Below are 25,999 nucleotides of genomic sequence, written 5' to 3'. Positions count from 1 at the left end.
AGCGCTAGTACTAACTAGCGCTTTTGGTTTTAGAATAGAATTCCAACCCTTGAATTGAACGGTAAAAACATCGTACGATAATTTTGTCGTAAGATAAATTTGTCGTATATTTGCGTGTGAACAAAATAATATGAGTAAGATTTATAAATTATCACCAACACAAGGAACTATTCCGGAAGATAAAATTGTTGGAAGAAAAAATGATATCGAAAGGCTTAAGAAGACTTTAGAAGCGCAAAGCGTGGTTATTGAAGAGGTGCGAAGAATGGGAAAAACTTTGTTTTTAAAGAAATATGCGTATTTATCCCATGAAAATCAGAAAGTAATTTACTTTACATTACAAGGTAAAAAAGATGTTAATGAGCTTATTGACACCTTAATGGAAAAGCTAAGAGTCGAGCAGCCCTTTGGTAAATTAAAAATAGCATGGAACTCCATTAGAAATATATATAATAGTGTTAAACCAGACGAGGTGGATGTTGGAGCAATAAGTTTTAAGTTACCAGAGTGGAAGTCAAAATGGAAAGAAGCATTGACAGCATGTTTGCATGACATTGCCAACAGAGACCAAGATGATGGAGAAAAATTAGTTTTAATATTAGATGAGCTTCCAATAATGATATGGGATTGGATACAGAATGGGAAAGCAGAACAAGCTAAGGAGTTTTTGGATACAATCAGGGCAAATAGGCAGTTATTAGAAGACAAAGGGAATGTAAGGTTTGTAATTTGTGGATCTATTGGGATGCAAGTAGTGCTAAAAAAGCTCAAAGAAGATTACGCTTATACTGGTGAGCCGTTTAATGATATGTTTCCGTTTTCAATTGGTGCAATGCAGACAGAAGAAGCAATGTTTCTTAGTGGTTGTTTGCTTTTGGATGATTTTAAGATAGATAAAGGTGAGAATAAAGATGACCTACTTGAATTGATATGCTTGTATTCAGAAAAGCTTCCTTTTTATATAAATATCTTATTTAGTATTATTAGGAATGAGTGTAATAATATAATTAGCAGAGAAAACATAGACAAAGCTTATTATGTTTTATTAAACGAACCTCAATATAGTAAAGTATTGAAGCAACTAGAAGAACGAATAAGAATTTATTACTCAGAAGAAGAAGCTCTTACTATGGCTAATATCTTAGATTTTTTGTCAGTTTCAGAAGATTTAGTTGATGAAAAAACTATAATAACGCAATTGAAGCTAGATAAGACTAAGGTTAAAAACAGTCTCTATACACTTCATTCTGAAAACTACTTAATTAAAGAATTTAAAGACGATTCAAACTATTACTCATTCAAATATAAACTAGTAAAAAAATGGTGGAAAATCAACATGGCCTAGGTTCTGTGCTTTCATTTAGTGCAAAAAGTGTTAACCCAGAAATTCTTGAAGCTTTATTAGTAGGAAGAGAGAAAATTGTAAATCAATTAGAAAACAGAGTAAAAAATATTTCTAATGATGGTCTTAACCATCAAGTTCTTATTATTGGAGCTCGAGGGACAGGAAAAACCCATATGCTCAGTGTGCTTCATAATAGAATACAACCTCAAATTAAAAAAGGTAAAATAAAAGTTGCCTATTTTGCAGAGGAGGAATATGGTATCTCGGGTTATTTAGATTTTATGGTTAGAATCTTAAATGCCTTTATCAGATGGAATGAACAAGATGCAGATTTTTTGAAGAGCCAACTTGCGATATTACAAGAAACGCCCAATTCACAACAAGAAGATACTATAGAAAGAATCATAAGAGAATATATAAGTGGCACACCATTATTAATTTTAGCTGAAAATTTTAATGATATACTTGATGCTTTAAAACAACAAGGGCAATCAAAGCTAAGAAATTGGCTTCAAGAAAATAACCGAATAAGTATTATTGCTACTTCTCAAGCATTGAGTGATGATATTGGAAAAGAGGATAAACCTTTTTATGGCTTCTTTGATGAGATTAATATTAAACCTCTAACTTTAGAAGAATCCTTTCAGTTATTAAAAGCTTTAGCTAGAATTGAAAAGAGGAATGATGTTATTAAGCATCTAGAGAATAAGGGGAAAGCTCAAGTAAAAGCAATTAACACTTTGGTGAAAGGGAACCATAGGTTACTTATTACATTTTATGAATTCTTAAAATCTGATGTACTTTCCAATCTTTCAATAATGTTTATCAAAACATTGAATGACTTAAAGCCTTACTATGAAACCTATATTCGTTACCAACCTCCTCAACAGCAAAAAATTATTCGATTCTTGGCCCTTGCAAAGAATCCTCAGCAAGGAGTTGACATTGCTAAAGAATGTTTTATAGACCCAAAATCTCTTTCTAAGCAATTAAGTGATTTGTCTAAGAAAAAATTGGTAGATACAATTGTTGATCCAGACGATAAAAGAAATAAATTATATGATATTTCAGAACCTCTATTAAGAATAAGCATTGAAATAGGGGAACATAAGGAAGGAATTAGCGCATTATTTATAGATTTTTTAGCTCTTTATTATGATAAGAATGAACTAAAAGACCAAAAAGCTCATTTTTCAAATATATTCAAAGATTGTTTAGATCCAGTAGAAAAAAGACAATATAACTTCGAGATATTAGCAAGAGATAAAGCGATTAAACTTCAACAGCAACTTCAGTCTAAAACAATAAGTGATGAAATTAGGAAAAAACTTATAAAAACGTTTAACCTCTTGATAGATGAAGGAAAATTTAAAGATGCAATATATGTTTTAGAAGGTGTTAGTGATAAAATAGGTGTCAAAAATTACCAGTATTATGATTTGTTGTTGAGTCTGTACATTTTAAGCAAAGATTACGATAAAGCCATTGATACGCTTTATAAATCTCTAGAGCAAAATCCTATAAAGGAAGATTTATTCAAGATACTTAACATAATCCTTCTATCGTCGAAAGACTATGTTTGGTGGCAGTCTATCCTTGAAAAAGTCATTGCTTATGATATTGAAGATTCAAGGGTGTTTACTGTTTTTGGTGGTGTGCTTATTCATAATGACGCTTATAATAAAGCTAAAAAAATCCTAATAAAATCATTAAAGTTAAATCCAAAAGAAGAATTAACTAAATTACTTTTGATTTTATCATATAATTTTGAATTACCCAAGAAGTACTTTCACTTAAATTATGAAGTTGTTTTGGAGTCTAAAAAATTATTGAAAGATTTTGATGTTATGGATTATGAAATATTGAGTAAAATAATTATCTCAATATTGAAACATGATAAAAACATTCAGAATGAAAAATTCTCTATTTTGGAAACCTTTTTAACAAAAGAATTTAAAGATATAATAGAGTTAAAGATTTCTATTGAGTTTGTAAAAACTTTCAGGCAAATAGTACTTGAAAATAATCCAAAAGCTATTTACAACTTGCCAAAAGAAAGAAGAGAGTTTTTCCAAAAAGAAATTTTAGATTTTAGGAATAAACGTAATGATAGTAAGCCAAATAAAAAAAGCGCTAGTACTAACTAGCGCTTTTGGTTTTAGAATAGAATTCTATTTTTTAACCAATTCAAACCTAAAATCTATATCAACTTCGTTAGATAATTTGTTGGCAACAATTTTTGGGATTTCAATATCAAAATCTGAGACCAAGACTGTAAAACTACCAGTTACCATAATTTTATCATCTTCCTTTTTTAGAGTCAAAGGAATGTCTTTAACTTGTTTTGTGACTCCATGAAATGTTAATGAACCATCAATTGAAGTTTTACTTTCTTCATTACTTAAATCATCAAAATCCAAACTATCTATCTTTCCTTTAAAAGTAGCTTTTGGATGCTCATCAGATTCGGCATAATTTTCATTAAAGTGTTCTTCCATCAAAGCATTTTTAAACCGAAAACCTTTTACTAAAGCTAAAGCTGCAAATTCTCCATTTTCAGTATTTAAAATTGCAGTAACAGCATTGTTTTTTGCAGCTACTTCTTCAAAAGAAGGTACAGAGGCTTCAAAATTTAATTGCCCTGTTTTGGTTAGGTATTTGCTTTGTGCGATTGCATTTATGCTCAAAAAGAATAATGCTAAAAATATAATCTTTTTCATAACGTATTATTTTAGTTTTCTAGTAGACCTTCCTGTTCCCATTGAATAACAAGATCTATTAAGTTTTGTGGTAATCTTGGACCTCCAAATGGCATTACAAAACCAGCATCTGTGGTAGAAATGCGGCCAATTAAATCTCTATTTTCTATAGCATCTACAACATCGTCATAAGTTTCTAATGACATTGGCGCACCATTTGTAGGTGGACTACTGTGGCATGAAATACAATTGGTATCTATAATAGATTTGATATTGTCTTCGTAGGTTACAAATTCTTCAATAATAATTTCCTCTGTTAAGTCATCTTCACTGTTGTACGAACAGTTAGTTAAACAGAGTAAGCTTGCAAAATATAAGAGGTATTTAAACTTCATAATTACTAATTTTTTAAAATACACGACTTAAGTTAAATCCAAAATAGATGTTACCATCGCTCCAATCTCCTGTGGCCTGACCAAGAAAACCATTGGCATTCATGGCTTGAGCGTTAGAAAAATGCATTTGAAATACGTGTCCTCCAGTTTCTAAATCAAAACCAATAGAAAGCGGATTTTTAAAAGGTGAGCCATCAGCTCTGTTAAGATGCCATCCGTAATCTAAGTTTATAGACCAACGCTTGCCTAATTTTTGTCGTCCTCCGAAACCAATAGCGTATTGTGAGTTGTGTTGTTCGTCATAAGCCACAAAATTGTCATGAAAAAATGTTGGTGCCACTTCCAATGACAATTTTGAACTTACTTTTTTGGATATAAGCAATTGCGCTGTATAACCAAGACGATCCCTAAATTCTAACTTTGGTAAATTTTCTTTTTCTAATGCGGTATTTATTAAAATTGAATTATAGGCAACTATGGTAAATGGAAAACCATTTTCTTTTTGTCTTACTAGTCTGTATTTAGCAGATGCTTCATAAATTTTTTGAAATGAGCTACGAGATACACCAACATTTATTCCATCATTTATACCATAAACAAAGTTTAGTCTGGTAACAGCATCATCTAGCCCAAAGAAACTATCAAAACCATTTTCTATGCTACCAAATCTGTGCGAAACAATAAAGGTTAATTCTTTTTTTGCAACAAGTTTTGTAGATTCAAAGTTTACGATTTTCAGACCTTTGAAAGCTGCGGATGCATATTGATCTCCAACAGAATCAGTGTCAATTTCACTCAATAAGTCATCTCCTTGAGCACTTGAAATTTGACATGCAAATAGCATGATGAGCATAAGTAAGTATCTCATTTTTAAGTAATTAAATTATGTAATTCAGATTATTTCTTAGTAGAAATTTTTATAAATTATTGCTTTACAAATCGTTTGGTTTCTTCTCCAGTATCAGATAAAATTTTAACCAAGTACAAACCACTATCCCAATCAGAGACATCAATTTTTGTCGCTTCACTTAATTCTAGTTTTTGGCTCAATACTTTTTTCCCAACAATACTATAGATTTCTATAGTCCCATTTGTACCAGCATTTTGAGCAGTTATATTAAGAATGGAATTTGAAGGGTTTGGATATAGTTTTATATTGCCGACTTGCTCAAAATCTTCAATACCTAGCGTACTCCAAAAAGCAACTCCATCTTGCGAACCATTACCAGTATATTCAAAAGGAGGTGCTACATTTATAAAAGTGCCAGCGTCCCAAATTCCTTTAGCAACAGCAACAGATTCTCTTTGGTGACCTGCATTTCCCCATTGTATGTAATCTTCCAATGCACTTGAAGACCCAAAACTATTAGTGTTATAAAGTCCAAATTCACCATCAGCAACAGCAAAATTAACTGAGCTTGCAATATTTATTTCTTCACCAGGATTTAACATTACAGTACTAGTCATAGAACTTACCTGACCGTAGGCAGGAAAATTACAAAACCAATACCCTGAAATATTTACAGTTGATGATCCGAAATTTTTAAGAGCAACAGAATTGGTGCTTGGGTCTAGCTTAGAAATTCTAACACTTCTAAATGTTATCCATTGATCAGCACCATTTTCTGTACCTGATCCACTATAAGCAAAAGGTGCAGCAAGATTTATAAAAGTGCCAGCGGTCCAAATACCTTTAGCAACAGCAACAGACTCTCTTTGGTGACCTGCACTTCCCCATTGCATGTAGTCTTCCATTGCAGTAGAAGAGCCAAAGCTATTTGTATTGTATAGCCCAAATTCACCATCTGCTACCGCAAAGTTTATAGAGCTTGCAATATTTACTTCTTCACCTGGATCTAAACTGGTAACAGAAGTCATAGAACTTACTTGTCCATAAGCAGGGAAGTTACAAAACCAATATCCTGATATAGGGACGTTTGCACTACCGTAGTTTTTTAGTGTTACAGAATTTGTAGCTGGATCTAGTTTAGCAATTCTTACTTGAGCACTTAAACTAGAAAAACATAATAAAGCTAATGCTAATAAAGCTGTTGTTTTAAGAAGGTAATTCTTTTTCATGATTTTTAATTTATTGGTTAATAATAGTGCACTGGTCTAATTTTATTTGTTCTAATAAATCATCATAACCAATGACACGTCCTTTTATTTTTATGTTTTCGTTTTTATCTACTGAGGTTTCAAGATTGTTAGAGAACTGACAGAATATTTTATCATCAATGGTAATGTCATTACTATTTATGTCTGTTATTAATCCTGAAACCTCAATGGTTTTGTTTAAAAACTTTTGTTCTGCAGCAGGTGTATTATCAATAAATTTGTTAGCAATCTCGTTTGAAGACATTGAAAATTCAGCTTTCTCGTTTTCAATATCTCTATGGTCTTGATAGATGTAATTATAGCCTATAACGGCAGTTATTATTAAAACAATTATTAAAGCTATCCAATTACGTTTCATAGTTTTCTTAGTTACAGTTGTTGAAGTATTGTAGCCTATCATCTCCACCTACAATAAGATTAATTTCAGTATCATTAGTGCAGTTTTTAATCTCTTGCAGAATCCAATTGTTATTACATAATGGTAAAGCAGGCACGTCAATTATTATCTCTAAATTATTATTTGAGCCTGAAGCTGTCCATGTTCCATAAACTGTAGTAGTATTCCAAAATACAGACATGGTTCCATCGTTGAAGAAATTAAAATCATAGCCTTCATAATTACTATCGTAGTCTATAGCATTACGTTTTAATCGATTAACATTCCAATCAGAACAATTGACAAGTAAGTCTTCTATATCAGAAATGTTACAATCATCACAATCATCATCAGAGTAATCGTAATCATCATCTTCATCACATGTGTCAATGGCATTTTGGATGACTGATTCTAACACTTCAAAATTAGTTATGTTGGTTTCAGAACCATCAGAAAGTGTAACCGAAATAGGAAAATTAAAGGTTGTAATGGTGTCATTATTAAGGCTTCCAACAAAGCTGAAAAGTTCATTGTCAGTTTCAATGGTGTTGGTATCTAACAACTCATTATTGGGATTAAAAATCGAAACTTCTATAGGATAATTAAAATCTATACATTCAATATCGTTATCTGCTTCATCCTCACCATTACAATTATTGGTGTAAGTATTGAATTCTGCTAAACTATTAATTGTAGCTTCTGAGAAATCACTTAAAACAATAGTAATAGGGAATGAGATATCTAAAGTGTCTGTGTCTGAGTCCGATTGGTCAAAAACACACTCAATAACGGCATAATCTTCTAGAGAGTTCACCTCAACGTTAACACCATTTACAATGACTGTATACGGAAAAGCGATATTAAAACAATTAGCTCTATCTACAATATTATCTAGTGACCCATCATTAGAGGTCATTCTCTCTATTAATGCAGAAATATTAGAATTTGCTTCTAAAATTTCATCCTCTGGTGTTTGGATAAACTCAGTCTCTTCCTTTCTACAAGAAAATAGAATTGAAGTTGTAATTAATAGAATTAATAGTGTTTTTAGTTTCATGATGGCTTATTTTTTTATTGCCATTTAATATATAACAACTCACTTTTAAAAACTACTGAACTTTTTCAAAAAAAATATTTATATACCTTTACATAAACTATTTAGCCTTGCCAAAAAGCCTTAATGAAAATATCTGTGAAGAAGCAGCATTTGAGCGTGTTTACAATAAATACTCAGATGACGTACACAACTTTTTATACTATAAATATGGCGCTCAATATAATCCTAGAGATAAAGCACAAGAAGCTTTTATAAAATTGTGGGATAATTGTAAGCAAGTAACTTTTGCTAAGGCAAAGTCTTTCTTGTTTACGGTTGCAAATAATTTGATGCTTAACGAAATTAAGCACCAAAAAGTGGTTTTAAATCATCAAAAGGTTAAGCCCAAACATTACACAAACGAAACGCCTGAGTTTATCTTAGAGCAAGATCAATATCTGGAAAAGTATAAAAATGTACTGGCTAGTTTAAAGGAAGAACAACGCGTAGCTTTTTTATTAAGTAAGGTTGAAGGAAAAAAACATAGTGAGATTGCAGAGATGTTAGGTGTTACGCAAAAGGTGGTGGAATATAGGATTTATACCGCTTTTAATATTTTGAAAAAAGAGCTTGAAAATTTTAAAATAAAATAATCAGGAGAATTGAAACCTGAGTTGTTATATGTTTAAGGAGTAAATTTATGATTGAAGACGATTTATTAAAAAAATGGTTGAATAATGAACTTACAGATGCTGAGAAAGACGCATTTAGTAAGCGAGAAGACTTTGCCTTCAATCAAGAAATTATTGATAAAGCTAAGTACTTTAAAGCTTCAGAATTTTCAAAGATTGACAATTTTGAAACATTTAAAGCAAAGTATAAAGTAAGATCATCCGTAAAACGTCTTAACTGGCTAAAACCAGCTTTAAGAATTGCAAGTGTTTTGGTTATAGGCTTAGCAATTTATTTTACCATGTTTATGAATGATAGCATGGTTGAACAACACACTCAAATAGCTAAAAAAACCACCATAACACTTCCTGATTTGTCTCGTGTAATGATGAATGCAGATTCAGAAATTACATATGATAAAGAATCGTGGTACGATAATAGACAGCTAAATTTAGAAGGCGAAGCTTATTTTAAAGTAGCCAAAGGAAAAACATTTGATGTTATAACAAAACAAGGTGTTGTAACGGTTGTTGGTACTGAGTTTAATGTAAAAGCAAGACCAGATTATTTTGAAGTTGTATGCTACGAAGGTATTGTTAAAGTCTCATCAGATACAATTACAAGACAATTGTTGGCAGGAGATACATACCGTATTTTAAACAATAAATTTAGTCAAGATAAGGTAGAAGTTATCCAGCCAGAATGGGTTGAAAATAGAAGTAGCTTTAAAGCTGTTCCTTTAAAAGAAGTTGTCTCTGAGTTAGAGCGCCAATTTAATGTAAAAGTAACTTTTAAAGACACTAAAACAACGCGATTGTTTTCTGGTGGATTTACTCACAAAAATTTAGAAAATGCCCTTTCTGCCATAACTCAGCCTATGAGTTTAACCTATAAAATTAGTTCATCTAACCAAGTGCTAATTTATGGCGATACAGATTAAGCAGTACATACTAGTACTACTTCTTAGTTTTAGTTTTTCTTTCTGTGCCTTTTCGCAAGAGACTGAGAGCAAGCAATCCTTGTCCGAAATTTTATCATTATTAGAACAGCGCTATAAAGTTCAGTTTAATTTTGCCGAAGATACTGTTTCTGGTATTTTAATTAAACCACCAAAAAGTACGCTATCCTTAAAAGAAGTATTGAACTATCTGGAAATTCAAACCGATTTTCAGTATCAAATTACTGAAGATAATATGATTTTGGTTATAGCTAACAATCCAGCTTTTGATTTGCAAAAACTATCAGAAGTAATGGTGTCTGGTTACATTGTAAAAGGAATCAACAAGCTAAGCAATGGTTCTTTTGAAATTAAAGTTTCTGAATTTGACATCTTACCTGGTTTAGTAGAAACAGATGTTTTACAAGCTGTACAAGCGTTTCCTGGCATACAAAGTATTAATGAAACGGTTTCTAACATTAATATAAGAGGTGGATCTAACGACCAGAATTTAATTCTGTGGGATGATATAAAAATGTATCAATCCGGTCATTTTTTCGGCCTTATTTCCATGTTTAATCCTCAGATAACACAACGCGTTTCTTTAACCAAAAATGGGTCACCCACAGAGTTTACAGATGGTGTTTCAGGAACAATTTCTATGGAAACCGAGAAAAGTATTAATGAAGCTTTTAATGGAAACATTGGTGTGAATTTTATTGATGCCAATGGCTTTGTAGATGTGCCTATTAGCAGAAAATCGTCATTGCAAGTTGCGGCCAGAAAAGCTTTGAGCGATTTTACTGAGACTCCTACCTATAACAATTTTTTTGAGCGTATATCGCAAGACACAGAAGTAGAAAATAATACCATGAGTATTACAAACTCTGATAAAACTTTCGATTTTTATGATGCGTCCTTACGTTGGATTTATAAGATAAATAAAAACGAAATATTAAGAGTCAATTTTATAAACGCAACTAATGAGTTGGTTTTTAATGAGAATACCACAGTAAATGCTATTGAGGATTCCAGAGAAAGTAGCCTGTCTCAACATAGTATTGCTGGTGCAATTTCGTATTCTAAGGTTTGGAACACAAAATGGCAAACCGTTTTTGAAGCTTACGAAACAGATTATAAGCTAAAATCTATTAATGCTAATCTCTTAGATTCGCAGCGATTTCTACAAGAAAATAAGATATCTGAAACCAGTGCAAAACTTAAGGTAAATCATAAGTTTAATAATAAGCTACAATTACTTAGTGGTTACCATTTTGTAGAAACAAAAATGACAAATTTAGACGATGTAGATGTACCACGTTTTAAGTTATTGGTGTCTGAGGTGGTGAGAACGCATGGTGTGTTTTCGCAACTTTCTTATAAATCTAATGATAAAAAGACTAATCTTACGTATGGCTTAAGGTATAATTACATAGACAAGTTTAGCAAACATTTGTTAGAACCAAGATTAAGTTTTTCTCATAAGTTTATAGACTTCTTTTCTGTAGAAGTTTTAGGAGAATTTAAACACCAAAATAGTTCTCAAATTATAAATTTTCAGAATGATTTTTTAGGTATAGAAAAACGTAGATGGCAGTTGTCTAACGACAACGATATTCCTGTAATACAAAGTCGGCAAGCATCGTTGGGTTTGTCTTACAATAAAAGTGGTTGGTTAATAAGTGCAGAAGGGTATTACAAGAAGATAAAAGGGATAACCACGCAAAGCCAAGGATTTCAAAATCAATATGAATTTGTAAGAACAAGTGGATTTAACGAAGTAAGAGGTCTCGATTTTATAGTTAGAAAGCGTTTAAATAATTTCAATTCGTGGCTTAGCTACTCGTTTATGAATAGCGATTATACATTTAGCGATTTACCAGAGGCTACTTTTCCTAGTAATTACGATATTAGGCATGCTATTACGCTTGGTACAAATTACACTTCAGGTAAGTTAAAAGTGTCCGCAGGTTTAAATTGGAATTCTGGCAGACCAACAACAACTCCTGTTGAAGGAAATGAACTTAGTAATGGCGAAATTAATTACAACAGCACTAATTCGTCTGAACTTAAAGACTATCTAAGGGTAGATGTTTCGGCATTGTATAATTTTAGATTAAGCTCAGTTACCAGTGCTAATCTAGGACTTTCTGTATGGAATCTTTTAAATCGTGAAAACACTATAAATAGTTTTTATCGCACTAATAATGATGTTGTAACAGAAGTTCAACAGCAATCTTTAGGAATTACACCTAATCTGGTTTTTAGAGTTAATTTTTAAAAGAAAATTTCTTGAGCTAATCGGTAGGTGTTAGCATGGGCATTTACAATGATTTTTATGTCTGCTGAGTATCCTCCTCCCATACTACACATTACAGGAATACTTTGGTCTTTGCAGGTTTGTAAAACAAAACGGTCACGTTCTTTACAGCCTTCTACACTCATGCCGAGTTTTCCTAATTTATCTGAAGCAATAACATCTACACCTGAAAGATAATAGATAAAATCTGGTTGTTGCTCGTCTATAAGTTTAGGAAGTGTATCTTTTAGAATATTGAGGTAGGTATTATCGTTAGTGTCGTTATCTAATGCAATATCCAAATCGCTCAACTCTTTTTTAAAAGGATAGTTACTTTTACCATGCATAGAAAATGTAAATACAGAATCATCATTCTGAAAAATTTCTGCGGTACCGTTACCTTGATGCACATCTAAATCTACAATAAGAATCTTTTTTGCTAATCCTTTTTTCTGAAGATATCGTGCACCAATTGCTTGGTCGTTGAGTAAACAAAATGCTTCACCACGATCGGTATAGGCGTGATGAGTTCCACCTGCAATGTTCATTGCTATACCATGTTTTAGGGCATATTCACTTGCTTTTATGGTGCCATCTGCAATGATGACCTCACGTTCAACTAAAACCTCGCTTAGGGGAAATCCTATTTTACGCGCGGCACGTTGGTCTAAAGTAACATTTACCAAATCGTAATAATACTCTGTTGTGTGTACAGCCAGAATGTATTTGTCATTTGGTTTTTCAGGCTTAAAAAAATTATTGTCACTACAAGTACCCTCGTGGAGTAGCTGCTGTGGTAATAATTCATATTTCTCCATTGGGAAACGATGTCCTTTTGGTAATGGATGTTTATAGATTGGGTGGTATGCTATTTTGAGCATTGACTAGACAATTTTCCGTCTAATTTAATGATATCGATTTTTCCTCAAAAATAAACGTGCCATCATTTGTGATTCCCTCAATAAACAAGGTTATTTGTACTTGAGGTTTTTCTATTTTAAATGAAACTTGTCCATTGCTATCTACTCTTAGATTAGGTTTCCAATCAATTACACCATAGTGGCTGTAGAAATCATCCTCATAATACTTATACTTAGGAGTGTAAAATTTTTTTCTGCTACTAAATGTTAAGGGAAAGGAATACGTTTTAGTCATATTTTTAGGTGCCTTGACTCTTTTAGGGTCTTTGGTGTAGATTTTAATAGAGCCTCTTGGACTTCGAAAACCTTCGCCCAGACCAAACCTATTAACCTCAATAAAATCAACATCTTCAATAAGAATTGGATCTAATATAGCAAGGTCTGCCAACAACATATCGTCTAAATAAAAATTTACGGAAGAGGGACTCATCATGCCCAAAGTATCTACACCAACATTATTTCTAGGACCGTTAGGACCATACTCTCTTGGATCTAAAAGTTGCCATGCCTTGAAAGAGAGGTAATTCCAAAGTGTAAAGTACTGTTTTTCATCTTCTTCACTAACTACACTTACTCTACCAAATCTTCCTCTACTTAACTCACCCCTTCTTTTTAGTTGTTCTTTATAAGGACTAGATTTCACTACAACTTCATCTAATTTTTCAACTTTTTCCGAGTTATCAAAAACAACATTACTTACATAGTCAGGCTCCGTTTCTATTTCAATAGCTGGCTTAATTTCCCTTGTGTAATCTGTTTTGAAGTCGGGTATTTCTCTTGGGAAAAACTGAGGGTATATATGAGCAGGTTTTAAGCCTTTTGAATTGGCGACTTCAGACAAACTGATGTTTTGATTCTCTTCTGGAAACAAGTTTTTTATGATGTAGCTTTGGCTGTTAGTATCGGCTTCTGCTAACAAGAATCCACTTTCATTAAAATGGTACATTAAATCATTGGGCTGGCCACTCTCATTGGTATTGCTAGAGGCATAGTTGGCCTTTAGTATTATGCCTTGCTCATAATCAAAATTTAGATCGGGTGGATTATTAAAGATAGAATTCCAGTCGTAACTACTCCAACCTTGGGTAAGTAGTAGATTATCTAACTCGTATTTTTTCTTTTCTGTAATGTCCGTAAAATAGTATTTGGCGTTTTCAATAGGGCCATTAAGATAAGGGTGTAAAAAATTGTAACTGATGATGTTATGAGATCTGTTGTATGATTGTGTTTGTTGTGGCAGTACAGATACGCTAATGTTATGAGTGCCTAGAGGATCTAAGCTCCCAAAGTTTAGTTTTATACTTAACGAATCTAATTCTTGGGTTATTGATGGTGAGCTTTCTGAAGAAATTACGTTAATTCCGTTATAGTTAAAGGTTAAACGTTCTGCAATTGGTGTGTTGTTGTCGTCAAATAAGGTTAAGATATTGATACCAGGACTGCCTTCTAATTCCAAAGTTTTGGTAACAGTAGGTTCGTCTGTAAAATAAATATCCATTAGGTCATAATTATCACCATTATGCAAGAACAACGAATAGCGTTTGTTTTTAATAGTATTGAAAGTTTTGTCATTGGTTTTGGCACTGACTAAGAACTTGTTTTTAAAGCGCTTTACCGAAAGGATTATACCTTGTTTTTTTATAACTTGATTGAGCTGAAACTGATACGACTTATCCTCATGGTTAACATTAATAGAATAGTTAGAACCATATTCTGGAATAAACGGAAAACTACCGATACCAAATTGATTGGTTTTAAATGTTGTGATAACTGTGCCGTTCTTATCCACAACTTCACCAAGTGCCGAATCTAAACCATAGCCATTACGGTCTTTAATAACCACACCTATTGCATTTTCTACACCATGGAGCAAATGCCCACTTTCGGGCAGAAACTGAGCATCGATATCAATAGTGGTTGCAGTGTTATTTTTAGATTGGTAGGTTTCAATACTTTCAACTTTAAAACTTTCGACGAAGAAATTGTTTTCGTTGAAGTTTTTCATCCAATTGGTATAGGCCTTTATCGTGTAGGTTTTGTTAGAAAAAAGGGAATCTATTTCAAAAATATTGGATGCCACTCCGTTATCTACCATTACCATTTTTTGCTTAATGATTTTTTGGTTGTTATCCTCAATGGTTACATAAAGATTTTTAGTCTGTAATGACGGTTTTTTGTCGTTTTTATTTAGAACGTATGCTGTAAAACCAAGAGATTCTCCTACAAAAAGAGTGGTTTTGTTAAGGTGTAAATAAACAACTTCTCTTGGCAGATTTACATAATCCTCATAAGCTTCTGTAATACCATCAATATCGTTTTGAGACATCAAAGATTGAGAACAAAAAGCAAATAGTAAAAAGCTGATATAAATACATTTTTGGAGAGGGTTAATCGTCATGGCAACGTAATTTAGGAGATATAAATATTTAAAACCTATAGAAAATACCAAAAATCAGGCCATAAATGAAAGACTTTAACTTATCTTTAATCCATTAGAGACACCTTCAATATCAGGGTTTACAAACACCAAATTTCCATGTTCATCCTCGGTCATTAAAATCATACCTTGGCTCTCTACACCTCGCAGTTTTCTTGGTGCTAAGTTGACTAAAACAGTAACACGTTTGCCGATGACATCTTCTGGTGAAAAACTTTCTGCAATACCAGAAACAATAGTACGTGTATCGATACCAGTGTCGACTTTTAAAACCAGTAATTTTTTAGTTTTTGGCATTTTTTCAGCCTCTAAAATGGTACCAACTCGAAGGTCTAATTTTGTAAAATCATCAAAAGTAATTTCCTCTTTTTGAGGCTCTACTTTTTTGTTAGCAGCTTCGTTGGCTTTTTTACTAGCTTCAAGCTTATCTAATTGCTTTTGTATGGTATCATCTTCAATCTTAGAAAATAATAATTCTGGTTTTCCGGATTGAATGCTGTGACCTGCAGGAAGTAAAACGTCTGTTGTTGAAATGTCTTCCCAAGTCAATTCAGAATCAAGTTCAGAATGGTTTAAAATTGATTTCAATTTATCAGACGTAAACGGTAAAAACGGTTCACTTAACACAGCTAAAGCCGAAGCAATTTGTAAAGCGACAAACATTACGGTTTTAGTACGCTCTTCGTCTGTTTTTATGGTTTTCCAAGGCTCTTCGTCTGCTAAATACTTGTTTCCGAGACGTGCCAAATTCATTAATTCCTGGCTACCTTCTCTAAAACGGTAACGCTCAATAGAGCTTGCAATTACTGCAGGATACGCTTTAACAGCTGCCAAGGTTTCTTCGTCTATAGTTTTAAATTCTGCCGGATGCGGAATTTCTCCGCTGTAATATTTATTGGTTAGTACAGCAACACGATTAATAAAATTACCAAAAATAGCCACCAACTCATTGTTGTTTCTGGCTTGGAAATCTTTCCATGTAAAATCATTATCCTTAGTTTCTGGTGCATTAGCCGTTAATGCATAACGCAAAACATCTTGCTGATTTGGAAAATCTTCTAAATACTCTGGTAACCAAACGGCCCAGTTTTTTGAAGTTGAAAGTTTATTGCCTTCCAAATTTAAAAACTCGTTAGCAGGCACATTTTCTGGTAGAATGTAAGAGCCTTCAGCCTTTAGCATTGATGGGAAAATGATGCAGTGAAACACAATATTATCCTTACCAATAAAGTGTACCAGTTTGGTGTCCTCGTCTTTCCAGTAATCTTCCCAGTTTTTGCCTACACGTGCAGCCCATTCTTTGGTGGCAGAGATGTAGCCAATAGGTGCATCGAACCAAACATAAAGCACTTTGCCTTCTCCACCTTCTACAGGCACAGGAATTCCCCAATCTAAATCTCTGGTTACTGCTCTAGGACGTAGTCCATCATCTATCCAAGATTTTACTTGGCCGTAAACGTTAGGTTTCCAGTCTTTTTTATGACCTTTTAAAATCCATTCTCTTAGAAAATCTTCGTGTTTATTTAAAGGTAAAAACCAATGTTTGGTTTCTTTTAAAGTTGGTGTGTTGCCTGTAATTGCAGACTTCGGATTAATTAAATCTGTTGCGTTATGACTTGTTCCGCAGTTTTCACATTGGTCTCCATAAGCTTCTTCGTAGCCACATTTTGGGCACGTACCAATTACAAAACGGTCTGCTAAAAACTGATTGGCTTCAGCATCGTATAACTGTTCAGACACTTCTTCTACAAACTCATTTTTATCATAAAGCGTTTTAAAGAATTCTGAAGCTGTATCGTGGTGAATTTTCGCTGAGGTACGTGAATAGTTGTCAAAAGAAATACCAAAATCTTCAAATGAAGTTTTAATGATAGCATGATACTTATCTACAATATCCTGTGGTGTTACACCTTCTTTTTTTGCTTTTATTGTAATAGGAACACCATGCTCATCACTTCCACATATAAAAGCAACATCATTACCTGTTAATCTTAAATATCTCGAATAAATATCTGCTGGCACATAAACACCTGCTAAATGACCAATATGTATTGGGCCATTGGTATATGGTAAAGCAGCTGTGATGGTATATCTCTTTGACATAAATACTTAGTTTAATCAGCAAAAATAACTATTAAGTTTTTGTATTGAAACATAATGGTCTCTAACTTTAAATTGAACCTTTTTTTATTTAGTTTTGAAAGAAAAGCAATGAAAAAAATTAATTTAATCATTGGTGCAATTTTTTGTGCCACTTTAGCTTATGCTCAAGAGACTAAAGAAAAGGGGAAAGAAAACCCAATAGCCTACATCGAAACAGTTTTGGGTTTTGGTAATGGAAGCGCAGATGGTCTTGTTGTTGGTTACAGCTTAAATTATCAGTCAAAAGGAAATCTGTTTACATTTAGAAATAATTACTTAGCTTCTAAGAATAAAGAAAGAAACAGAGGGATTTCTAATGCATTAATTTTTCCAGCTTATGTTCAAGGAAACTCTTTTACAGAGTATGCATTTCTTTATGGAAGAAGATTAATTTTTGATGGTTCTTCATTGAGTTTTTCTGGAGGAATTTCAACAAATACAGCGGTTTATAGAAAAGAGGTTGAAGGGAATCGTATAAGGTCAAGTCTTAATTATATAGCTTTTCCTTATGAAGTATCATTCAAGTTTTTTAAACGAAAAAAATCGAGATATAGAGTGTTTTATGCATTGATTCCTGTAGGTAAACCAACGGCTTTATCAAGATCTATAGGAATAAAATTATTCGGAAGCTTAGGTAAAGAAAGCTACTTTGGTTTAGGATTAACCTTTGGTTTAGGTTGGCATAAGGTATATTAAAATGGTTTTGGTTAAAACAATACCTTTATCTTTACAAAAAGCAGTTTTCATGGATTTAAAAAACTCAATACTACTTCTTTATTTTACACTTAGTTTAGGTATAATACAATATGGTTATACTCAAAATCAAACGGATAATTCATTTAAAATGACCAATAATAAACTTATAAGACCTGCCTACCTAAAAGCAGGTGATACTGTTGCTATTGTAGCACCTTCAGGAATACTAAAAAACAGAGAACGTGAAATTAAACAGGCAGATAGTATGTTAAGAAGTTGGGATTTAAATGTTATTGTAGGAAAGCATGTGTTTAGCAAAGCCGATCATTTTGCAGGTACAGATGACGAGCGCTGTCAGGATTTACAAAATGTAATGGATGACCCTTCGGTAAGTGCTATTTGGTGTGCAAGAGGTGGTTATGGCACCGTGAGAATCTTAGATAAGTTAGATTATACAAAGTTTAAAGAAAAGCCTAAATGGGTTATAGGTTATAGTGACATTACGGCACTACATAATCAGTTGCATAATCAAGGGTTTGAGTCCCTTCATGCGTTAATGTGTGTGAGTCTAACTCAAGATATTACTGAAGTACAAACATCTGTAGATACCTTTAAAGCTGCTCTGTTCGGTAATCCTGAAAATTATGTTTTAGATGGTTCTAAATATAACAGAGTAGGTGAAGCAACAGGCCAATTGATTGGTGGAAATTTAACCATGTTGCATGCTATGCTGGGTTCTGATACAAGTTTAGATACCGAAGGTAAAATTCTTTTTATTGAAGAAATAGGTGAGTATAAATATCATATTGATAGAATGCTACAAAGTATGAAACGTGCAGGTTATTTTGATAATTGCAAAGGAGTTATTGTTGGAGATATGTCTAAGTTGAGAAAAAACACAACGCTTTGGGGAACTTCTATAGAGCAATTGATTTTAGATGCTCTTAAAGGCTACGATTTTCCAATAGCTTTTAATATGCCAGCTGGACATGAGAAAGATAATAGAGCATTAGTGCTGGGTAGAGAAGTGGAGTTGAAGGTTGGGAAGGAAAAGAGTAGTTTGTTTTATAAATAAGAAGTGTTTTAATACGAAGAAAGCTGGATTGAGATTCCTGCTTTCGCAGGAATAAAATGGCACAACACAACGAACTTGGTAAAAAAGGCGAACAATTAGCAGTTGATTTTCTATTGGAAAGAAACTACAATATTGTAGAGCGAAATTATCGTTTCGATAAAGCCGAAGTAGATATTATTGCTCAAAAAGGTGATATTTTGGCGATTGTTGAAGTAAAAACAAGAAGTTCGTTAGATTTTGGTAATCCTCAAGATTTTGTAAAGCCAAAACAAATAAAAAACCTCGTAAAAGCAGTTGACGAATATGTAACTGAAAACGACCTAGATGTTGAGGTTAGATTCGATATTATCGCCATTGTTAAAGAGAACAAAGCCTACAAGATTGAGCATTTAGAAAATGCTTTTTATCATTTCTAGTTCCTGAGAAATGTGGAATTTTATTTGTAAAAATTCATTTCGTCAATGTATTCCCAAACTGAGTGCGGTAACATAGGACGAACGTTTTTACCTTCTTTAATAGAATGTCTTATAAATGTTGAAGATAATTCCATAATAGGCGCATCTACATGATGAATTTTCGGGTGATCTTTAAACTGCGTATCTGTTTTGCCTTCAGATATACGAGGATATACATAAACGCTATAATTCTCTAGTATTAACTCATAGTTTTTCCATTTATGAAAGCTCTTTAAATTGTCTTCTCCCATTATTAAGGCAAATTCATAATCAGGAAATTTCTCTTCAAGATATATAAGTGTGTCTATGGTATAGTTGGGCTGTTTTAATCCAAATTCTATATCGCTAGGTTTTAATTTTAAATAGCTTTCAGTCGCTCGATAAACCATTTCATAGCGTTGTCGATTATCTAGCAGGCTATTCTTTTTCTTAAATGGACTTTGAGGAGTGACTACAAACCAAATTTGGTCTAAATCGCTGTGTTCAGCAAGGTGGTTTGCAATTGTTAAATGACCAATGTGTATTGGGTTAAATGTACCAAAATATAAACCAACCTTCATGCTATTTGTTTATAAAATCAGATACTAACTTATAAGCATTTTCTAGAGCTTCGTCTAAATTAGAGTTAACTACAATTTCATCAAAAAGTGGAGCAGTTGCTAACTCTGCAGGTGCTTTAGCAACACGCATGCTTATTTTTTCTGGACTTTCTTCACCACGATCTTTTAGACGTCTTACCAGTTCATTTAAATCGGGTGGTTTTACAAACACAGCAAGAGTTTGCTCTGGGAATTTTCGTTTTATGCGTAGTCCACCAGAGACATCAATATCAAAAATCACATGCTTTCCTTTTGCCCAAATGCGCTCAACTTCAGCTTTTAGTGTGCCGTAAAAATTATCTCTGTAAACTTCTTCCCACTCTAAAAACTCATCGTTTTTAATTTTGTTTTTAAATTCTTTTAATGATAAGTAGTAATAATCCTTACCATGCACTTCGTTGCCACGAGCATCACGAGATGTTGCAGATATTGAAAACTCTAAATTTAATTCTGGTTGTTTTAATAAATGACGAACAATTGTGGTTTTGCCAGAACCTGAAGGTGCTGAAAATACAATAAGCTTGCCTTGTTTTTTTAATTCTTCTTTAGACACGTAATTTGTTTTTAATTAAAGCACATTCAATAACTGTTCCTTTATTTTTTCAAGCTCATCTTTCATTTGCACCACGAGCTTTTGCATAGGTGCATAATTAGATTTTGAACCAATAGTGTTGATTTCTCTACCAATTTCCTGAGAGATAAAACCAAGTTTTTTTCCGTTAGAATCGTCAGAATTCAAAGTTTTAATGAAGTAATCTAAATGGTTGTCTAACCTTACTTTTTCTTCAGTGATGTCAAACTTTTCTATGTAGTAAACCAGTTCTTGCTCAAATCGATTTTCATCAACTTTCTCCTTAATGTCCGCAACACCTTTTTCTAAACGCGCTCTAACACCTTCAATACGCTCCGGATCCATTGCAATAACTTTGTCTAGCAATTCTTTTAGCGTTGAAATTCTATCCGTAAAATCTTGTTTTAAAATTGCTCCTTCGTCTTCTCTATAAATTACAATTTTAGATATAGCTTCATTAATACCTTCCGCAATTTTCAACCATTCTTCTTCGTCAATATCGTCACGTTCTGTAGTCACTGCATCAGGTAAGCGAACAGCCATTTTTAATAACTCTACGTCATCTCCATCAACCACATCTTTCAGTTGTTTAATATATTCTTTTACTACTGTTTTATTGATTTTAGAACTGGTATCTTCACCAGTAATTTCAACATAAAGCGAAAAATCTACCTTTCCTCTAACCAAATGTTTAGCCAGAAGTTTTCTTATATCTAATTCTTTAGCACGATACATAGAGGGCATTCGTGCATTAACGTCTAAATTCTTACTGTTAAGTGATTTTAGTTCTATAGATATTTTTTTGGTTGGGAGTTGTAAAACTGATTTCCCATAACCAGTCATGGATTGTATCATTAAAAGATGCGATTAAAGTTGGGCAAAGGTACAAAAATCAACGGTTCTGAAATTATTTTAAATTTTTTAGAAACTCTTATGCATGCATAATAAGGTTTGTTAACTTTGTTTACCAAAACCAAAAATTTACCATGTACAAAAAACAATTTGAAATCCGCTGGAGCGATGTTGATGCCAATGGTCACTTAGCCAATTCTGCGTATACTAATTTTATGAGTCATGCAAGGATGTCTTTTTTTAGCGAACAAGGCTTTTCTATGCCAGAAATTATGAAGCATAATATTGGACCTGTAGTATTCTATGAGCATATGTACTATTTTAAAGAGTCCTTTATTGGTACGCCAATTACGGTTACTATTGAAGTGTCTGGTTTGAGTGAAGATGGAATGCTTTTTATGTTTGAACATAATTTTTATAACCATAAAGGTGAGAATTTAGCCTACTGCGAAATGCAAGGTGCTTGGATAGATTTAAAAGCTAGAAAACTGACTGCTTTGCCAGACGAATTATTAAAGTTGGCACATACATTTCCTAAGTCTGAAAACTATAAAGTGCTTACCAAAGAAGATACTAGGAAACATGGTGTGAGACCGAAGAATGTGAACTTATAGATTGTTATATCATAAAAACAAAAAATTAATAAATGAGCTATATTTCTAAAATGAAAATGGTAATTAAAAAAGCATTATTTTTTAATTTTTTTGTTTTGATAATAGCTTGTCAAAAGAATACAAAAGTAGGTGATTTTAATATTCAAATAAGAAATTTTGACGGTTCGAATGGTCACTGGTTAACATACAACGTAAGTAAGGATAGCCTTCATATTCACTATAATTGTGATTTCGAAAACTGCAAGAATAAATTACTTTACTCAACTAAACTGCAAGAAGAAAACGCGGATAGATTATTTTCTTTTTTAAAAAACAAGCGGTTAGATACATTAAAAAGAGAATATATAAATGAAGGTTTTGATGGACTAAGCCTTGATATAAAAATATCTGGCGATAGTTTATATGATAAAAGAATTTCTATTAGAAGATTCCATCATTTTTTAATAGAAGATTTAATGAATGAAATTGATAAATCAATTGAGGTTGAAAAACTTAGATATCATCAATAAATAGAATTGTAAGTTTGAGTTGAAAAGGCAAACACATTACTTAAAAGGTTGATGTTGCTTGAATGTTTTTATATGAACATTTTTTATAAAGGGCTTAAGGATTTTATTCGGTAAACCATATTTATGCCTGCAATAACAGGTTAAAGTCTTGGGTTGTGCGCCAAGTGTACTCTTAATTTCAGAAGCTGTTCTGCCAAGATTTATTTGAGAGGATTTAGTTTCTATTCCTAAGCGAACATAGTCATTTAAAATTCTAGGATAGATTGCATATTCTTTATTGTTTGAATAGTCTATACCAATAAAATGCGCATCAAGATGGTCACCATTTTGCATTGCAGACAAGAAGCCTACAAGCTTTCCACCCACAAAATAACCCTTAACAATAAAATTGTCTTTGTAAGTATTTTTTAGTTGAGTATAGGTGTTTAGGTTTAGTATCTGAGCATTAAAATCTGCATTATCTATTGTGTTTTGATATAAAGCTTGTAGCTCATCTAAGTACATTTTGATGTCTTCTTCACTTAAGAGTTTAGATTCTAAAACGTCACTTTTTGTATCAGCTCTATTGGCTTTCACTCTGTATTTAGACTTTAAAGCTGAAGTATAATCTTCAAAAGATTTCCATGCAGAATCAAGATAAATAATCATATTAGGCTCTACATGCATCGAAGCATAATCAAAAGCCTTTAAATGATCTGTAATGTAGAGAGATTCGTCTTCAAAATCTTTAATAAAAACAGTACTAAGGCGTTTGCAGCGATAGAGCTTTTTTACAGCTTTTGCAATGGCTTTAAAAGTTTCCACCTTTGGTTCTCCTTCCTTTAAAAATGTACCATATTCTCCACTTAAAAACACATTGCCACAAAACAATACTCTGATGTGATTATTGCAAAACAGGTTGTTTACTATGTTTCTCAATTTATGAGACATAGCAATGTTTTTGGTAATAGTTTCTATTCCAATGGTTACAATCTGAGTGTTAGCAAAAGCTACAGCTTCGCCGTCTTTTAAAATAAAAATATAATTAAACTCAATATCTCTGTTGGCAAATTCAAATGCCTTTAAAAACTCTGGCGAATAATAAATATTGTTTGTACAATTGAGGCTCTCCCAATAGGATTTAGGAATAGAGTCAACAGTTTTAAATATTTCGGAATTAAGAGACAAACTACTTTTTTTGTTTTCGCTTTACAGATACCAGATAAACACCTGTAAAAATAAGAACCATAGCTCCGATTTTTATGGCATCTATAAAATCCGCACCAACTGCTAATGCAAAAAGTGCTGCTATAACAGGTTGAAGGTAAATAAAAATACCTACTGTTGAAGCTTTTAGCTGACTAAGTGCGTATGGGTTTAATAGATAAGTACCAAAGGTTGCGCCAACAACAACAAAGATTACAGAGAATGTAATATAAGGTGTAAATGATTGCCATTGAACTTCAGTTAATTCTGTATAGCCAAAAGGTATAAGTATAATCAACCCAATTAAAAACAGCCATTTTATAAAGGTGAAAGGGTGGTATTTTTCGGTTAGTTTTTTAATAAGAATAACATAAATACTATAAGATATGGCATTAAGTAAAATAAGTAAATTACCAAGAGGAACATTATCTCCTGCTCTTCCGGATTTACCATATATGGTTAAAACAAGAGCACCACAAAGTGCTACAATGATGCCAACAATTTTTATAGCTGTAATCTTTTCTTTTAAAAAGTAAGATGATAACACCAGAATAATAACTGGTATTATAGTCATTATAGCAGAAGCATGAATTGGTGATGTATATTCTAAGCCTTTAAAAAAGAACAATAGATTAATTACAACGCCAAAAATAGCTGCAACAAAAAACTTAATGTAATCTCTTTTTTCAATTTTTTCTTTAGGAAAAAAGAAACTTACTAACCAAAATAGGGCAGTGGCACCAATAACACGCAAAAGAACAAAACCGAAAGGTTTAATGTAATTTTCATTCATTACGGTTTTGGCAATGGTATAGTTAAGACCATAAATAAGCTGAACTGCAAACAATGCTGCCAAAGCATATTTTCTGCTATTCATGTATCGCTTTTTTAGCTGTTTCAACTACTTTTTTAGAGTTGCCAATAAAAATAGTATCATTAAAAATTATTACAGGTCTTTTAAGAAATGTATAGTGCTCTAGTATGTAGTTTTTATAATCATCTTCTGTTAGAGATTTGTTCTTTAAATCTAATTCTTTATAAAGTCTTGCACGTTTGCTAAAGAGACTTTCGTAACTGTTAGTTAGGCAGCGCATTTCCTCAACTTGTTTTTCTGTAATAGCTTCGGTCTTTATATCTTGAAACTGAAAATCCTCTGGTAGGTTAAGTTCATTAATTATTCTTTTGCAAGTGTCACAAGTACTTAGATGATAGATTTTTTTCATAGCGTTTTTGAGCTTGTATTTATAGCGTTGCAAAGAACGGACTTTTAATACGATTATTTATAGAATGCTTACTTAACTTTTAGATAAGAGGCAGCCGCATCAAACGGAATAACAAACTCTGTATAACCTTGGTCGTAAGAAGCAACTTCATACACATTGTATAAGAATACTAAACCATCGTCACTAAAGCCAATATTTTCAGGTAACTGAAATGGTTTCCCAAAAAAGTAATCTTCTATTTGATTGTTTTCTTCATCTGCATCGATAGATTTTAAAAAATAGTCTTTAGCAAGTGCTTTAAAACCGTCTGAATTGTCTAGGATATCATTGAGCTTGTAGACCTCACCTGTATTAGCATTAAGATTTAAAAACTTAATTTTATCATTTCCGTGAGCACCACCTTTAAACTCATAGGTGTTAATGGATAAAGTTATGATTTCTTCTGACTGATATACCTTTTCGGTTTCTATGTGTAGTTCCCAAGCAGGATGAGATGCTTCAGGAAATTGCTTTTTGAAAGTTATGAATTCAGCATCAAAATCTTCTAAGACAGACTCTAGACTTGTTTTTTTTGTGACATCACTTAGTGTTGAAATTATGGCTTCTTTTATTTTGAAGTTTATAATCTTGCTCACTTCACTATTACCAATAGCTTCATCGATAGAAACAGAAATATCGGCTTCGTAATGATTTTCATATGAATTGTTTTCAAAACTTATAGTCTTAGTTTCATTACTACATGAAAAAAATAAAGCTAAGTATAGAAATAAAAGCGAAATGTGATTTTTGTTAATCATTCATTAAAGGTATTGTAGTGCTTATTTAAGAACGAATTATAGATTAA

Annotated in this window: 26 protein-coding genes; 10 read left to right on the top strand and 16 right to left on the bottom strand. The window is 32.5% G+C overall.

Annotation, left to right across the window (positions count from 1 at the left end; all coding sequences use genetic code 11):
- Window positions 1-130: 130 nt before the first annotated feature.
- Complete coding sequence (locus ACXAFS_RS00850) at window positions 131-1,345, top strand: ATP-binding protein (RefSeq protein WP_475304682.1); 1,215 nt, start codon at window positions 131-133, stop codon at window positions 1,343-1,345.
- Window positions 1,321-3,492, top strand: a complete 2,172-nt coding sequence (locus ACXAFS_RS00845) for an AAA family ATPase (protein ID WP_475304680.1) — start codon at window positions 1,321-1,323, stop codon at window positions 3,490-3,492. Before ACXAFS_RS00850 ends, ACXAFS_RS00845 begins: the two co-directional genes overlap by 25 nt.
- Before the next feature lie 24 nt (window positions 3,493-3,516).
- Here the strand turns inward: ACXAFS_RS00845 and ACXAFS_RS00840 are convergent, their stop codons facing one another.
- Genes ACXAFS_RS00840 through ACXAFS_RS00815 form a run of 6 tightly spaced genes read right to left on the bottom strand, consistent with a single transcriptional unit; the run spans window position 3,517 to window position 7,990 of the window.
- A complete protein-coding gene (locus ACXAFS_RS00840) occupies window positions 3,517-4,065 on the bottom strand; it encodes a YceI family protein (RefSeq protein WP_475304678.1) in 549 nt (182 codons plus the stop codon).
- 11 nt (window positions 4,066-4,076) lie between these two features.
- Window positions 4,077-4,439 carry a hypothetical protein gene (locus ACXAFS_RS00835; RefSeq protein WP_475304677.1) on the bottom strand — a complete coding sequence of 121 codons (363 nt, stop codon included), beginning with the start codon at window positions 4,437-4,439 and terminating at the stop codon, window positions 4,077-4,079.
- A gap of 13 nt (window positions 4,440-4,452) precedes the next feature.
- Window positions 4,453-5,307 carry a DUF5777 family beta-barrel protein gene (locus ACXAFS_RS00830; RefSeq protein WP_475304675.1) on the bottom strand — a complete coding sequence of 285 codons (855 nt, stop codon included), beginning with the start codon at window positions 5,305-5,307 and terminating at the stop codon, window positions 4,453-4,455.
- A gap of 56 nt (window positions 5,308-5,363) precedes the next feature.
- The gene (locus ACXAFS_RS00825; RefSeq protein ID WP_475304674.1) at window positions 5,364-6,518 is read right to left on the bottom strand and encodes a T9SS type A sorting domain-containing protein; all 1,155 of its coding nucleotides are present in this window, start codon (window positions 6,516-6,518) and stop codon (window positions 5,364-5,366) included.
- Window positions 6,519-6,528: 10 nt separating this feature from the next.
- Window positions 6,529-6,915 carry an OB-fold protein gene (locus ACXAFS_RS00820; RefSeq protein ID WP_475304672.1) on the bottom strand — a complete coding sequence of 129 codons (387 nt, stop codon included), beginning with the start codon at window positions 6,913-6,915 and terminating at the stop codon, window positions 6,529-6,531.
- A 7-nt stretch (window positions 6,916-6,922) separates the two neighbouring features.
- A complete protein-coding gene (locus tag ACXAFS_RS00815) occupies window positions 6,923-7,990 on the bottom strand; it encodes a hypothetical protein (protein ID WP_475304671.1) in 1,068 nt (355 codons plus the stop codon).
- Window positions 7,991-8,097: 107 nt separating this feature from the next.
- On the opposite strand from ACXAFS_RS00815, the gene ACXAFS_RS00810 reads away from it, so the two are divergent.
- From ACXAFS_RS00810 to ACXAFS_RS00800, 3 genes are read left to right on the top strand one after another with little or no spacing between them, the layout of a single operon-like run.
- Window positions 8,098-8,622: an RNA polymerase sigma factor gene (locus ACXAFS_RS00810; RefSeq protein ID WP_475304669.1), complete on the top strand. Its 525-nt coding sequence runs from the start codon at window positions 8,098-8,100 to the stop codon at window positions 8,620-8,622.
- Window positions 8,623-8,669: 47 nt separating this feature from the next.
- Window positions 8,670-9,581, top strand: coding sequence for a FecR family protein (locus ACXAFS_RS00805; protein ID WP_475304668.1), 912 nt, complete (start codon window positions 8,670-8,672; stop codon window positions 9,579-9,581).
- Window positions 9,565-11,859, top strand: a complete 2,295-nt coding sequence (locus tag ACXAFS_RS00800; RefSeq protein ID WP_475304667.1) for a TonB-dependent receptor plug domain-containing protein — start codon at window positions 9,565-9,567, stop codon at window positions 11,857-11,859. The genes ACXAFS_RS00805 and ACXAFS_RS00800 overlap by 17 nt, the downstream gene beginning before the upstream one ends.
- Here ACXAFS_RS00800 and ACXAFS_RS00795 read toward each other — a convergent pair.
- From ACXAFS_RS00795 to metG, 3 genes are all read right to left on the bottom strand, one after another.
- Window positions 11,856-12,758, bottom strand: coding sequence for a histone deacetylase family protein (locus ACXAFS_RS00795; protein WP_475304666.1), 903 nt, complete (start codon window positions 12,756-12,758; stop codon window positions 11,856-11,858). The two genes, ACXAFS_RS00800 and ACXAFS_RS00795, sit on opposite strands and share 4 nt — an antisense overlap.
- Before the next feature lie 19 nt (window positions 12,759-12,777).
- Window positions 12,778-15,123, bottom strand: coding sequence for a hypothetical protein (locus ACXAFS_RS00790; RefSeq protein ID WP_475304664.1), 2,346 nt, complete (start codon window positions 15,121-15,123; stop codon window positions 12,778-12,780).
- A gap of 147 nt (window positions 15,124-15,270) precedes the next feature.
- Window positions 15,271-17,337: a methionine--tRNA ligase gene (gene metG / locus ACXAFS_RS00785; RefSeq protein WP_475304663.1), complete on the bottom strand. Its 2,067-nt coding sequence runs from the start codon at window positions 17,335-17,337 to the stop codon at window positions 15,271-15,273.
- A gap of 108 nt (window positions 17,338-17,445) precedes the next feature.
- On the opposite strand from metG, the gene ACXAFS_RS00780 reads away from it, so the two are divergent.
- Genes ACXAFS_RS00780 through ACXAFS_RS00770 form a run of 3 tightly spaced genes read left to right on the top strand, consistent with a single transcriptional unit; the run spans window position 17,446 to window position 19,563 of the window.
- Window positions 17,446-18,072 carry a hypothetical protein gene (locus ACXAFS_RS00780; protein ID WP_475304662.1) on the top strand — a complete coding sequence of 209 codons (627 nt, stop codon included), beginning with the start codon at window positions 17,446-17,448 and terminating at the stop codon, window positions 18,070-18,072.
- 49 nt (window positions 18,073-18,121) lie between these two features.
- Window positions 18,122-19,147, top strand: a complete 1,026-nt coding sequence (locus ACXAFS_RS00775) for a S66 peptidase family protein (RefSeq protein ID WP_475304661.1) — start codon at window positions 18,122-18,124, stop codon at window positions 19,145-19,147.
- Between the two features lie 56 nt (window positions 19,148-19,203).
- Window positions 19,204-19,563 carry a YraN family protein gene (locus tag ACXAFS_RS00770; protein WP_475304660.1) on the top strand — a complete coding sequence of 120 codons (360 nt, stop codon included), beginning with the start codon at window positions 19,204-19,206 and terminating at the stop codon, window positions 19,561-19,563.
- A 20-nt stretch (window positions 19,564-19,583) separates the two neighbouring features.
- Here ACXAFS_RS00770 and nadD read toward each other — a convergent pair whose 3' ends face one another.
- Genes nadD through ACXAFS_RS00755 form a run of 3 tightly spaced genes read right to left on the bottom strand, consistent with a single transcriptional unit; the run spans window position 19,584 to window position 21,627 of the window.
- The gene (gene nadD / locus ACXAFS_RS00765) at window positions 19,584-20,162 is read right to left on the bottom strand and encodes a nicotinate (nicotinamide) nucleotide adenylyltransferase (RefSeq protein ID WP_475304658.1); all 579 of its coding nucleotides are present in this window, start codon (window positions 20,160-20,162) and stop codon (window positions 19,584-19,586) included.
- A 1-nt stretch (window position 20,163) separates the two neighbouring features.
- Entirely contained in the window at window positions 20,164-20,754 is a 591-nt protein-coding gene (gene gmk, locus ACXAFS_RS00760; RefSeq protein ID WP_475304657.1) for a guanylate kinase, read from the bottom strand.
- Window positions 20,755-20,769: 15 nt separating this feature from the next.
- The gene (locus ACXAFS_RS00755) at window positions 20,770-21,627 is read right to left on the bottom strand and encodes a YicC/YloC family endoribonuclease (protein WP_475304656.1); all 858 of its coding nucleotides are present in this window, start codon (window positions 21,625-21,627) and stop codon (window positions 20,770-20,772) included.
- A 131-nt stretch (window positions 21,628-21,758) separates the two neighbouring features.
- On the opposite strand from ACXAFS_RS00755, the gene ACXAFS_RS00750 reads away from it, so the two are divergent.
- Window positions 21,759-22,238, top strand: coding sequence for an acyl-CoA thioesterase (locus ACXAFS_RS00750; RefSeq protein ID WP_475304655.1), 480 nt, complete (start codon window positions 21,759-21,761; stop codon window positions 22,236-22,238).
- 32 nt (window positions 22,239-22,270) lie between these two features.
- Window positions 22,271-22,747, top strand: coding sequence for a hypothetical protein (locus ACXAFS_RS00745; protein ID WP_475304654.1), 477 nt, complete (start codon window positions 22,271-22,273; stop codon window positions 22,745-22,747).
- 36 nt (window positions 22,748-22,783) lie between these two features.
- Here ACXAFS_RS00745 and ACXAFS_RS00740 read toward each other — a convergent pair whose 3' ends face one another.
- The 4 genes from ACXAFS_RS00740 to ACXAFS_RS00725 all read right to left on the bottom strand — a co-directional run bounded on the left by ACXAFS_RS00740 (window position 22,784) and on the right by ACXAFS_RS00725 (window position 25,952).
- Entirely contained in the window at window positions 22,784-23,914 is a 1,131-nt protein-coding gene (locus tag ACXAFS_RS00740; protein ID WP_475304653.1) for a hypothetical protein, read from the bottom strand.
- Window position 23,915: 1 nt separating this feature from the next.
- Window positions 23,916-24,809, bottom strand: coding sequence for a DMT family transporter (locus ACXAFS_RS00735; protein ID WP_475304651.1), 894 nt, complete (start codon window positions 24,807-24,809; stop codon window positions 23,916-23,918).
- Window positions 24,802-25,155 (bottom strand): arsenate reductase family protein, encoded by a 354-nt coding sequence (locus tag ACXAFS_RS00730; protein ID WP_475304650.1) that lies wholly within the window; start codon window positions 25,153-25,155, stop codon window positions 24,802-24,804. The genes ACXAFS_RS00735 and ACXAFS_RS00730 overlap by 8 nt, the downstream gene beginning before the upstream one ends.
- Window positions 25,156-25,223: 68 nt before the next feature.
- Window positions 25,224-25,952, bottom strand: coding sequence for a DUF3298 and DUF4163 domain-containing protein (locus tag ACXAFS_RS00725; RefSeq protein WP_475304648.1), 729 nt, complete (start codon window positions 25,950-25,952; stop codon window positions 25,224-25,226).
- Window positions 25,953-25,999: the final 47 nt, after the last annotated feature.

This window comes from Winogradskyella sp. ABM4_392 (genome assembly GCF_056160445.1).
Note: the sequence above shows the minus strand (reverse complement) of the source record. Positions and strands in the feature narration are given on the sequence as shown.